Origin of the sequence: Collinsella aerofaciens, assembly GCF_040910245.1 — a bacterium.
GTDB lineage: Bacteria > Actinomycetota > Coriobacteriia > Coriobacteriales > Coriobacteriaceae > Collinsella.
Map to the genome: position 1 here is coordinate 135076 of NZ_JBDGAY010000001.1, position 11779 is coordinate 146854.

Here is an 11779-nt window from a genome sequence, read left to right on the forward strand (position 1 = left end):
TGCGCTGCGGAAAGATTTGGGAGGTAACCCTGTGCCCGGCCTGCGGCTACTAAGGGGCTTCTTTAGAAGTTGCGGTGAAATAGGGGCTGTTTTAGCAGTTAAAAGCCCTAATCAGTCCCTATTTCACCGCAACTTATATTGGGGCTCATTGTTGCGCAACTTGGGTTGGGGTTTTCGCTTTACAGTTGAGTTAGAAAGATGGTTCTCGGCTTATTGCGAGGTTGGTATGGTTTGTCCTTATTGTGGTGCTGAGCTTGCTGATGAGGCTCGGTTTTGCGTGGGATGTGGGGCCGCGCTTGACGGGACACAGGCTATGCCCGTAGCCAACCCTGCGGCTGCGCCGGTACCTGTGGGTTCGCCCGTCCCCAGCAAGAAGCCTAAGAAAGGCGTCGTGATCGCTATCGTCTGCGCGGCGGTAATCGTTGTTGGCGGGGGCGGCGGGCTGGCGTATCACCTGTATCAGCAGCATGTTCAGGAGCAGGAGCAGTATGAGTCGGCTCATTCCAAGCATGCGCTCGTGGTGAGTGTAAAGGCTGAAGGCTGGGACACCGATAACGGCGCTTCTCGTGTGCCGGTGCGCGTAAAGGGCAAGACGGTCGACGGAAAGAAGGTCGACAAGGTCGAATATGTCGCTTCTGACGGCTCGGGCATCAAGCTTATCCAGGGCAAGTACACGCTCAAGGCGGCAGGCTCCCCCATCGCCGCCGATGGCACCATCTACCAGGTGCCTTGCACAAAGGCCGAGCTCACGATCGACGACGCTTTTGCTAAGGGCGAGAAGATCGACTTGGCAGAACTCGCCGAGCAGGATTCGGTTTTGGACTTTACGCCCATCGATGCTGTCGACGTGACTGACGACGAGATCAACGACGCCGTGACGCTCGCCATGGCATACAAGGGCAAGGACGCGCCCAACGTCGATGCGCTGCAACACGCCGCAACGAACCGCCGCGACACCGCCGTCGCGGCCAAGAAAGCCGCCGAAGAGGAAGCGGCGCGCCAAGCCGAGGAACAGCGCAAAGCCGCCGCACGCCACATCGAGGCCCAAACCTTCAGTGTCGACCTGCCCGAGTACTGGGATGGTAGGGTGACAGCAGAAGTCGACGGAGATGTGATAGGGCTGTACTCGACTGCCTTTCCAGATAAAGAGCTTGGATATCTTGCCATGAAAAATGAACCGTATGGAAACGCGGGAGATATCGAGTGCGGCCGTATTCGCGACATCAAGCTCGACGAAAACCACTATGTAAAACTAGTAATTTATCGTTGGGCCTTTGATGCGGGGCAAGACCATTTATCAAAAGCTGAATATCGTCTTAACTTGTGTTCAGATGATGCCGCACGCGAGATAGTCGACCTCCAATCGTTGGGGACAATCTCCTACGACTCCATTCTTGCTGATATGGTTGCGGCAAATGACGCTAATGTCGCAGCGGTATGCTGGCCAGACGGCATCTTCGCCAACGCCCTGGCCCCAACCGTGAAGCTCCTCTAGTTTCTTATCTGCCTCCCCCAAACACAAAGCCGGGGTGCCTCCACATGGAAGGCACCCCGGCTTATTTATTGCCCAATGCGGGAGCGGCTCTCAAGGTAAAGCTAAAGCAAAATGCCTTAGGCCAGAAACTCCTTGGTGGTCGCCACGATGTTGGCGGCGTCCAGGCCGTACTTGTGCAGGAGCTCGGCGCCCGGGCCGGACTCGCCGAACGTGTCGTTGACGCCGATCTTCTTGAGCGGCGTCGGGCACTGCTCGCACAGGACGTCGGCGACGGCGCTGCCCAGGCCGCCGATCACGGAGTGCTCCTCGACGGTCACGACGTGGCCGGTCTTGGTGGCGCTCTTGACAATCAGGTCGGCATCGATGGGCTTGATGGTGTGCATGTTGATGACCTCGGCATCGATGCCCTCGGCAGCAAGCTGCTCAGCGGCCTCGAGGGCCTCGCCGACCATCAGGCCGCAGGCGATGATGGTAACGTCGGTGCCCTCGCGCATGACGATGCCCTTGCCTACCTCGAACTTGTAGGTCTCGGGGTCGTTGATGACCGGCGAGGCCAGGCGGGCAAAGCGCATGTACACGGGACCGTCGCACTCGTAGGCGGCGCGCGTCACGGCGCGGGCCTCGACGTCATCGGCGGGAACGATGACGGTCATGCCGGGAATGACGCGCATCAGGGCGATATCCTCGCAGCACTGGTGCGTGGCGCCGTCCTCGCCCACCGAGATACCGGCGTGCGTGGCGCCGATCTTGACGTTGAGATGCGGGTAGCCGATGGAGTTGCGGACCTGCTCAAAGGCGCGACCGGCGGCGAACATGGCAAAGGTGCTCGCGAAGGAAACGCGACCGGTGGTTGCGATACCGGCGGCAACACCCATCAGGTTGCTCTCGGCAATGCCCACATCGAAGAAGCGGTCGGGGCAGGCGGCCTTAAACTTGCCGGTCTGCGTGGCGGCGGCCAGGTCGGCGTCGAGGACCACAAAGTCATCGTGCTCGTTGGCGAGCTCGACGAGGGCCTCGCCGTAGCTTACGCGCGTGGCGATTTTCTTGACGTCTGCCATCCTAGAGCTCCTCTCCGGCGGCCGTGAGCTCTGCCATGGCCTGCTCAAACTGTTCATCGTTGGGGGCCTTACCGTGCCAACCCACCTGGTTCTCCATAAAGGAGACGCCCTTGCCCTTCATGGTCTCGGCGATAATGGCGGTCGGCTGACCCTTGGTAGCGCGAGCCTCGGCAAAGGCGGCGCGGATCTGGTCGAAATCGTTGCCGTCGGCAAGCTCCACCACGTGGAACTTAAAGGCACGGAACTTGTCGGCGAGCGGCATGGGGTCGTTGACCTCCTCGACGGGGCCGTCGATCTGCAGGCCGTTGTGGTCGACGATCACGCAGAGGTTATCGAGCTGCTGGTTGCCGGCAAACATGGCGGCCTCCCAGACCTGGCCCTCCTCGCTCTCGCCATCGCCCAGCAGGGCGTACGTGCGGTAAGTATCGCCCCAGTGCTTAGCGGCAACCGCCATGCCCACGGCGGCGGAGATGCCCTGGCCGAGCGAACCGGTGGACATGTCGACGCCCGGGGTGTCGTTCATGTTGGGGTGACCCTGCAGGTGACTGCCGATGTGGCGCAGCGTCTCGAGATCCTCCTTGGGGAAGAATCCGCGCTCGGCAAGCACGGCGTACAGACCAGGCGCGCAGTGACCCTTGGAAAGCACGAAGCGATCGCGATCGGCCTTGCGGGGATCGGCCGGGTCGACGTTCATTTCCTCAAAGTACAGATAGGTCATGATGTCGGCAGCGCCGAGCGAACCGCCCGGATGGCCGGACTTGGCAGCGTGCACGCCGGTGACGATGCCCTTCCTTACCTCGTTGGCAACCTTTTTGAGCTCTTCGTCGCTCATTGTGCCTTCCTTTCATCCTCATTAGACAAAATGCGCACGGCACCGAAGGTAATCCCAACACAGCCGCAATGCACGTACGTCATTCATTATGCTGGAAACTGATGGCTTTACCAGAGTTTTTATCATTATTTGAACAATTTAGCAGGCAGAACCGCTGATGAAACGGTTTATCAATGTGAACGTCTTTTGGATGCGGTGGCTGCCTCTCGCCCCGGCACAAAAATGATCCGCAAACCGAAATTCAGCCTACGCGTTAATGTCCTTGAATCCTTCACCGAAGGCTTCCGTAACGTCGGCGACCGTCACAATGGCGTGAGGATCGCGTTCGCGCACGATCGTTTTAAGGGTGTTGAGCTCTCGACGGCTAACGATCACCATGATCACCGGCTTCTCGACGCCCGAATACATACCGGTCGCCTTTAATTTGGTGCAGCCGCGGCCCAGACCATACATGATGTCGGCCGCGATATCGGGGAAGTTATCCGAGATGATGAGCACCATACGACGCTTATTGCCGCCATCGACCACGGCATCAATCACATAGCCGCTGATCACCATCGAAAGTCCTGCATACAGAGCATTTTCGAGCGAGAAGACCGGAGCCGATGCCGCACATACGGCAACGTCGATTGCCATGACGGTCGAGCCTACCGGCAGCGAGGTGTTACGCGAGATGATTTGGCCAATCGTGTCCGAGCCGCCGGTGTTGGCGCCGGCGCGCAATACCATGCCGTAACCGATGCCCGTGATAATGCCGCCCCACATAGCGGGAAGCATCAGGTCAGCATGTGCCAGAGGCGCAACAAACGGGGCAAACAGATCGGTAAAGAAGCCCAGCAGCACAAAGCCCGTCGCCGTCTGCACCACGTAGAACATGCCGCCCTCGCGCATAACGACCAGTAGCAGCAAGGCATTCATCACGATGGTCTGGATACCGACGGGAAGCGACACGCCTCGCGCTGCGCCGACTGCCTGGATAATAGTCGCAAGGCCCGTAACGCCACCGGCTGCAAGGCCGTTGGGAATCAAAAACAGGTCGGTCGCGATGGCGGCCAAGGCACACCCCAACATGATCTGGGGCAGATCGTGAAAGAAGTTCATCGAAAGAATGCGCTTGATGTCCAGACGATATGCCATGCTGCCTCCCTCAAAAAAGCGCACCCAAACGAGTGCGCTTTGAACTTCTTGCTGTATTCGATTCTACCGATTCACCGAGCAAATACCACCCCTGCGAAGTGTTTGCATCGACCCGGAACCAACCATGTGCCTAGGCGTCCGAGCCTTCCGCGTCAGCGTTGCCGGTAGCCCAACGGTGATAGCCAATCACAAACGGATCCAGATCGCCGTCGTCAAGAACGGCCTCGACGTTGCTGGTCTCCACACCCGAGCGCAGGTCCTTGACCATCTGATACGGGTAGAGCACGTAGCTGCGAATCTGGTTACCAAAACCGATCGTGGTCTTGGGTCCACGAATCTCGTCGAGCGCCTCGGCGCGCTTTTCGAGCTCAATCTCGTACAGACGCGCCTTGAGGATCTGCATGCACGCGGCCTTGTTTTGAATCTGGCTGCGCTCGTTTTGACACGTGACCACGATACCGCTGGGGAAATGCGTCACGCGCACGGCGGAGTCGGTGGTGTTGACGCCCTGACCGCCCGGGCCGCTTGCGTGGTATACGTCGACGCGAATGTCATCGGGATTAATCTCGATATCGATATCGTCGGGTAGCACCGGAATGACCTCGACGCCGGCAAACGTGGTCTGGCGGCGCTTCTTGTCGTCGGTGGGGCTAATGCGCACCAGGCGGTGAACTCCGGCCTCGGCGCGAAGCATGCCAAAGGCATCCTTGCCTTCGACGGTAAAGGTCGCGCGATCGATGCCGATGACCTCGGCCGCGGGGCAATCGTTGATGGTGACCTTCCAACCGCGGCGCTGGCAGTACTTCATGTACATCTTAAAGAGCATGAAGGTCCAGTCCTGGGCCTCCAAGCCACCCTGTCCGGGCTTGATGGTCACAATCGCGTCGCCATGGTCGAACTCCCCGGTAAACCAGCTCGCAAGCTCAAGCTCGTCGATGGCGCGGGATAGGCGCTCCGCCGTGGCGGCAGCCTCCTCACGCAGCGCAGTGGCATCGGGGTCATCGCCCATTTCCTCGGCAAGCTCCAACGCGGCGCGAGCATCGGAAAGCTCTCCGCGCGCGGTATCCACGGCGGCGATGTCCTCCTTGGCGCGCGCAATCTCCTCCATCGTGGCGCGAGCTGCATCGGCATCGTCCCAAAAGCCCGGGGCGACGCTTTTGGCCTCGAGCTCCGTTACGCGGGTGCGCTTCTCGTCCAAATGGAGATACGACTCGACCTCGCCGAGTCGGTCCGCAAACGCGTCCAACTCGGCGGGAGTTACCTCTAGAGTCTCGGCCATTAACGATTCCTGCCGTGGCAATACTTAAACTTCTTACCGCTACCGCAAGGGCACGGGTCGTTGCGGCCCACGTTGACATAGGGGTCATCGCTCTCGGACTTGCGGTAGGTCGTCACCTTGCCACCGTTGTTAACGGCAGCCGGACCACCCTGGACGGCGGTGCGGGCCTGCACCTGAGCCTGCTTGCGCAGTACCGAATCGCTGTTGTCGCCATCGACCTCGGCGGGACCAGAGAAGTGCGCGCCCTTAAGGGCGGGGTCCTCCTTGTGCTCCACAGCCTGCGGGGCAGCTTTGAGCTCAATGCGCAGAACAGTGCGCAGGTAATCCTCGTACATGGTATCGACGAGCATCTGGAACGCGCCGTAGGCCTCGGTCTTGTACTCAACCAGCGGGTCGCGCTGGCCAAAGCCGCGCAGGCCGATACCGGTCTTGAGGTAGTCCATTTCCTGCAGGTAGTTCATCCAACGCGTATCGATGACGCGCAGCATGACCTGGGTATTGAGCTCGCGCATCAGGTCCTCGCCCAGGCGCTCGGCCTTCATGTTGTAGCACTTCTCAACATAGGCCAGGACATCGGCGGCCAGGGCCTCAAAGTCCTCGTCGGGGAACTGAGGGGTATCGATATGCCCGGTCAGCTCGACGACCCACTTACGCAGGCCCTCAAGATCGCGCTCGCCCTCGTGGCTGTCCTTGGTGCAGAACTCCTGAACACAGCGGTACACGGTATCGTGCATGACCTCGGTGATGTGGTCGGTCAGGTCCTTGCCGTCCAGGATCTTGTTGCGCTCGGCGTAGATGACCTGGCGTTGCTTGTTCATGACGTCGTCGTACTCAAGAACGCTCTTACGCATGGAGAAGTTAATGCTCTCGACCTTATGCTGGGCGCTCTCGACGGCCTTGGAGATGATCTTGTGCTGGATCGGCATGTCGTCGCCCATATCGGCCGTGACCATCATCTTGGAGACGCGGTCCATCTTGTCGCCGCCAAACAGGCGCATCAGATCGTCCTCGAGTGACAGGTAGAACTGGGTCTCGCCCGGATCGCCCTGACGGCCGGAACGGCCGCGCAGCTGGTTGTCGATACGGCGAGATTCATGGCGCTCGGTGCCGATAACGGTCAGGCCGCCGGCGGCAAGCACGCGCTCGCGCTCGGCCTTGCAGGTCTCCTTGGCCTCGGCGTTGAACTGCTCGAGCTGCTCGGGCGTGACATCCTCCATGGTCAGGCCCTCGTACTCCAGGCGCTCGCGCACCAGCTCGTCGGGGTTGCCGCCCAGCAGGATGTCGGTACCACGGCCGGCCATGTTGGTAGCAATGGTCACGGCGCCGTAGCGTCCGGCCTGGGCCACGATATGGGCCTCGCGCTCGTGGTGCTTGGCGTTGAGGACCTCGTGCGCGATGCCGCGCTTGGTGAGGGCGGCAGACAGCTTCTCGGAGCTCTCGATGGAGACGGTGCCCACCAGGACCGGCTGGCCCTTGGCGTGACGACGCTCAACGTCGTCGGCAACGGCGTTGTATTTAGCCTGAATGGTGCGGTAGACCAGGTCCTCGTGGTCAACACGCTGCACGGGCTTGTTGGAGGGGATGACCTCGACGGGCAGCTTGTAGATCTCGCGGAACTCAGCGTCCTCGGTGAGTGCCGTGCCGGTCATACCGGAGAGCTTGTCATACAGACGGAAGTAGTTCTGCAGGGTGATGGTCGCCAGCGTCTGGTTCTCCTCGCGCACGAGCACGCCCTCTTTTGCCTCGATGGCCTGGTGCAGGCCCTCGGAATAGCGGCGGCCTTCCATAATGCGGCCGGTGAACTCGTCGACGATCTTGACCTCGCCGTTGGTGACCACGTACTGCTTGTCGCGATGGAACATGTACTGGGCCTTCAGCGCCTGCTGCAGATGGTTGACCAGCTGGCCCGAAAGGTCGGCGTAGATATCCTCGATCCCTAAGCGGCGCTCGATTTTCTTAAGGCCGCGCTCGGTGGCGGCAATGGTGTGCTTGGCCTCATCCATGACGTAGTCGCCCGTGGGCTCCACGTCCTCGGTGGCGGTGAGCATGTCATGCGACACGTCCTCGCCGCGCTCCAGGCCGCGCACGGCACGCGCAAAATCCTTGTAGGTGCTGGCCGATTTGGTGCCGGCGCCCGAGATGATGAGCGGCGTTCTGGCCTCATCGATCAGGATGGAGTCGACCTCGTCGACGATGGCGTAGTTGTGACCGCGCTGAACACGCTGCTCGGGGCGGGTGACCATGTTGTCGCGCAGGTAGTCAAAGCCAAACTCGGAGTTGGTACCATAGGTGACATCGGCCTGATAGGCCGGGCGCTTAAGCTCGAGCGGCATGTTGTTTTGCAGCAGACCGACGGTCATGCCCAAATACTTATAGATACGACCCATCCACTCGGAGTCGCGCTTGGCCAGGTAGTCATTGACGGTAACGACGTGCACGCCCTTGCCGGAGATGGCATTGAGATAGCCGGCCAGCGTAGAGACGAGCGTCTTGCCCTCGCCGGTCTTCATCTCGGCAATGTGGCCCTCGTGAAGCGCCATGGCGCCGATAAGCTGTACATCAAAGTGACGCATGCCCGTGATGCGCTTTGAAGCCTCGCGCACGGTGGCAAAAGCCTCGGGGAGCATATCGTCGAGCGACTCGCCGTTGGCGTATCGCTCGCGGAACTTATCGGTCTGGGCGCGGAGCTCCTCCTCGGTCATCTTCTCAAACTGGGGCTCAAGACCGTTGATCTCGTCGACGATCTTGTAGTAGCGCTTCAGGTCCTTATCGGATCCAAAGGACAGCAGCTTTGACATGAATCCCATGTGGTTTTCCTTTTTGGCCATCGCCCGCGGCGTGAAACCTTGGGCGAGTTAAACACAGATAATTGTACTTTAGCCAAACAAGGCACCGCCTATGCGGTCGACCTCAACCGCCACGTAATAACTACGACCAACCTGCCAAAAAGGGACTGGTTTATTTTGGCAGCTTTTATCTGGGAAAACGCTGTCTCTCTGCCATTTGGTGCAAACCAACCTGTCCCCTTCGCACCAATCTGGTGCAATGGGGACAGGTTGGTTTGCACCAATAAAATGAAAAGGGCCGCGCACCCAAATGGGTGCGCGGCCCTCATGCCATGAATGCGAGTGTTTCCGCGGCGAGCTATTTACTCAGCAGCCTCGGTGGTCTCGGCCTCGGCAGCGGCCTCCTCGACGGGAGCCTCTGCGGGAGCCTCGGCGGCCTGCTTGGCAGCCTCCTCGGCGAACTTAGCGGCACGCTTAGCCTTCTCGGCAGCCTTAGCCTCAGCGGCGGCCTTGCGAGCGGCCTCGGCCTCAGCAGCCTTGGCGGCCTTGGCAGCCTTGGCCTCCTCGGCCTTCTTGAGCTGGGCGGCAGCGGCGCCACCGAACTTGTCGGCGAAGCGCTGGACGCGTCCACCGGTGTCGACGAACTTCTGCTGGCCGGTGTAGAACGGGTGGCACTCGTTGCAAAGCTCGACCTTCATCTCGGACACGGTAGCGTGCGTCTTGAAGGTGTTGCCGCAGGAGCACGTCACCGTGCACTCGACATACTGGGGATGGATACCCTGCTTCATGGTAGGACTCCTTATTAGTCAGGCGCTGGTTACCGATCAGCGCATAAGGCGTCTTGGTTTCCGACCAAGACAACAAACTCGGCTATGATACCACGGCGCCGCGTGTCCCACAAAAGGTTCACGGTCTTTTCGGAACGACACGAATCTGACCCATCGAAACACATCTCCACCGTTCCTTCAACTGGGAAAATGCCGTCCCCGGGGCCTGAGAAGGGCCCCGGGGACGTTCGACTGACTGCGGGAACGGCCTTTCCGCTCAATGTGTTCGGCTGAGATCGGAAATCAACCAAACTGAACTAGGTTCAGTTGACATGGTTAAAAACGAGGGGCGACGCTTTTGCGTCACCCCTCGTCCCGACCGGTTGCTTTAGTTGTACACACGGTAGTTACACTTGAACTGGGTTATGTGTCCATAGTTGGAGCGGTACCAACCCGACGTATAGCTGATTGCCTCTGCGCCTAGATAGTCATAGCCCTTGTTGTAGCGAAGCTGACGGTAGGTCGTGTCGTACTCTGCTACGTAAAACGTGTCTCCAGAGAAGGCTTTGTACCGGTCCTTAACCGTCGAAGCCATGTACGCGGGTTCGACATCGCCTTTCTCCCCGTTGAGCGCATAGACGGGTGCCGCGATTCCGCATAAAGCCGTTGCCACGAGGATGGCGTAGACAGCCATGCGCGACGCATTGGACTTCAGCTGTTCAAATAGTTTCATGTCATTCACCTCCTTCGTATGTATCGAGGTATTCCTGCTTGAGCGTCTGCGAGGACGACTTGATCTTTTCCACGAGCGTGCCGGCCTCGATGAAGTAGAACGAGTTGGTGAGGTCTGCCAGGTCGTCGAGCAGATGGCTTGAAATGAGCACGCTTCGTCCCCGCGCCACCTCGCTGCGCATCGCGTCGCAGGAGGTTTTCCGCTTTCCCGGATCGAGGCCGTTCAGCGGTTCATCGAGGATAAGGTACGGGCAACCGGTCGATATCGCCATGGCAAGCTTTACCTGCTGCTTCATTCCTGTCGAGAGTTTACGGGTCGGCTTGTCGAGATATGGGGAGATTCCGAGGGAGTCGCAGAGCGAGTCGATGTCGGCAGCCGATTTCCACGCCTCCCTAACGAAAGCAAGGTGCTCGATGGCCGATAGCGTGGGATAGAGATCCGCGCCGCCTGAAGAGCTCAGGTAGACGAGTTCTGCAAATTCGGCTGATCGACGTTGGCAGATTCCGTCTGCCGCCAGGCTTCCCGAGCGGATGCGGGTGGGAAATTGGCCCGACAGCGCTTCAAGAAAGGTGGTTTTCCCCGAGCCGTTGGGAGCAACGAGGCCCGCCGCCGTTCCCGGGCTCAGGAAAAGCGACCCGATTGAAAGTATCGTCGTGCTCCCGTATCCCACGCTCGCGTCCAGAAGCTCGAGCCCATGGTGCTTTTTCGCGGGTCCAGGCTGTTTGGGGGAACGTGCCGCAACGGCGCCGACCGCAAAAAGGACCGCGACGTATGCCAGGGCCACGGCAAGCATCGATGCGCTGCCTGAACCGGAGCCAATGAATTCCGTCGGGAAGCATCCCACGTAACCCGTTGCCTCGATAGGCGAGAACACGGCCAGCGGCAGGAGCCCGAGCGCGGCATTATGCCCCAGTGCCGAATCGGACAGTAACGGGAATGCCGGGGCCGCGACAAGCAGCGCGGAGGTAAGGGGGCCCGCGAGGACGCGCCTCGTTGCGGTCGATAGGACGGCGGAGCAAACGGATATCAAGGTTCCGCCCGCGAGCAGCGCGAGAAGTATGGTCGTGAAGACGTTTCCCGCGGTCGTGGTGGCAAGCGCGCCGTCATGGAAGAGGGCGACCGGATACCCGATCTGCCCGAAGCCGTTTAGGGCCAAGGCGTAAATGCCCCCGGGTGCGAGGCCGGCGAGGAGCATCGCGGTCCCCGCGGCGATTATCGAAAACACGATCTGGATAAGGCGCCGGAATTTGGGCACGGGCGCCTTCGCCGCCAGGGTCCCGGGCCTTGTGGCCCCGAGCAGGAGTATCGACGAGAGAAGGAAGGGGATGAAGGGAAGGAAAGACGGCGCCGTGGCAATGGCGTAAGGCAGGAAGGAAAGGAATGGCAGGTCGCTTGCGGAGGCCGGGATATCCGTGATGCCGGAGCTGCTCAGGGCACGGCAATATGCGAGCGCTGCGTCATTGGCCTCTCGGCCTCCCACGATGGACCCGGATTGGAAGCCTTCGCCCATGAGCGCGTAGTAGCTCTCGGCAGAATCGAGAAAGGCGGCGTCGGTTTGAGCGGCGAGGGCGGCGTTCGCGTATCTTGCAAGCTCCGCGTCATTTTGCTGCTCTGGAGATAGGTCTGTGCCGCTGGCCTGGGGCGCGCGCGTATTGAATGCGTCGACAAAGCTCTGCATGCCCTGTTTCATAA

General features: G+C 60.1%; 9 protein-coding genes and 1 pseudogene. 2 read left to right on the forward strand and 8 right to left on the reverse strand.

Annotation, left to right across the window (positions count from 1 at the left end; all coding sequences use genetic code 11):
- Positions 1-226: 226 nt before the first annotated feature.
- Together AB5Z20_RS00555 and AB5Z20_RS00560 are read left to right on the forward strand one after the other, a co-directional pair.
- A pseudogene (locus AB5Z20_RS00555) lies at positions 227-292 on the forward strand (zinc-ribbon domain-containing protein); the annotation flags it as partial.
- Positions 293-313: 21 nt separating this feature from the next.
- Entirely contained in the window at positions 314-1495 is a 1182-nt protein-coding gene (locus tag AB5Z20_RS00560) for a hypothetical protein (protein ID WP_368155882.1), read from the forward strand.
- Positions 1496-1611: 116 nt separating this feature from the next.
- Here the strand turns inward: AB5Z20_RS00560 and AB5Z20_RS00565 are convergent, their stop codons facing one another.
- From AB5Z20_RS00565 to AB5Z20_RS00600, 8 genes are all read right to left on the reverse strand, one after another.
- Positions 1612-2553 carry a transketolase family protein gene (locus AB5Z20_RS00565; protein ID WP_368155825.1) on the reverse strand — a complete coding sequence of 314 codons (942 nt, stop codon included), beginning with the start codon at positions 2551-2553 and terminating at the stop codon, positions 1612-1614.
- 1 nt (position 2554) lies between these two features.
- A complete protein-coding gene (locus AB5Z20_RS00570) occupies positions 2555-3385 on the reverse strand; it encodes a transketolase (RefSeq protein WP_006235308.1) in 831 nt (276 codons plus the stop codon).
- A 246-nt stretch (positions 3386-3631) separates the two neighbouring features.
- Complete coding sequence (locus tag AB5Z20_RS00575) at positions 3632-4522, reverse strand: YitT family protein (RefSeq protein WP_138375120.1); 891 nt, start codon at positions 4520-4522, stop codon at positions 3632-3634.
- A 130-nt stretch (positions 4523-4652) separates the two neighbouring features.
- Positions 4653-5801: a peptide chain release factor 2 gene (gene prfB / locus AB5Z20_RS00580; RefSeq protein ID WP_368155827.1), complete on the reverse strand. Its 1149-nt coding sequence runs from the start codon at positions 5799-5801 to the stop codon at positions 4653-4655.
- Positions 5801-8608 (reverse strand): preprotein translocase subunit SecA, encoded by a 2808-nt coding sequence (secA, locus tag AB5Z20_RS00585; RefSeq protein ID WP_368155829.1) that lies wholly within the window; start codon positions 8606-8608, stop codon positions 5801-5803. The genes prfB and secA overlap by 1 nt, the downstream gene beginning before the upstream one ends.
- A gap of 341 nt (positions 8609-8949) precedes the next feature.
- Positions 8950-9375 (reverse strand): 50S ribosomal protein L31, encoded by a 426-nt coding sequence (rpmE, locus tag AB5Z20_RS00590; protein ID WP_006235303.1) that lies wholly within the window; start codon positions 9373-9375, stop codon positions 8950-8952.
- 367 nt (positions 9376-9742) lie between these two features.
- Positions 9743-10087 carry a hypothetical protein gene (locus AB5Z20_RS00595; protein WP_006235302.1) on the reverse strand — a complete coding sequence of 115 codons (345 nt, stop codon included), beginning with the start codon at positions 10085-10087 and terminating at the stop codon, positions 9743-9745.
- Position 10088: 1 nt separating this feature from the next.
- Positions 10089-11777: an ATP-binding cassette domain-containing protein gene (locus tag AB5Z20_RS00600; RefSeq protein ID WP_368155830.1), complete on the reverse strand. Its 1689-nt coding sequence runs from the start codon at positions 11775-11777 to the stop codon at positions 10089-10091.
- Between the last annotated feature and the right edge of the window lie 2 nt (positions 11778-11779).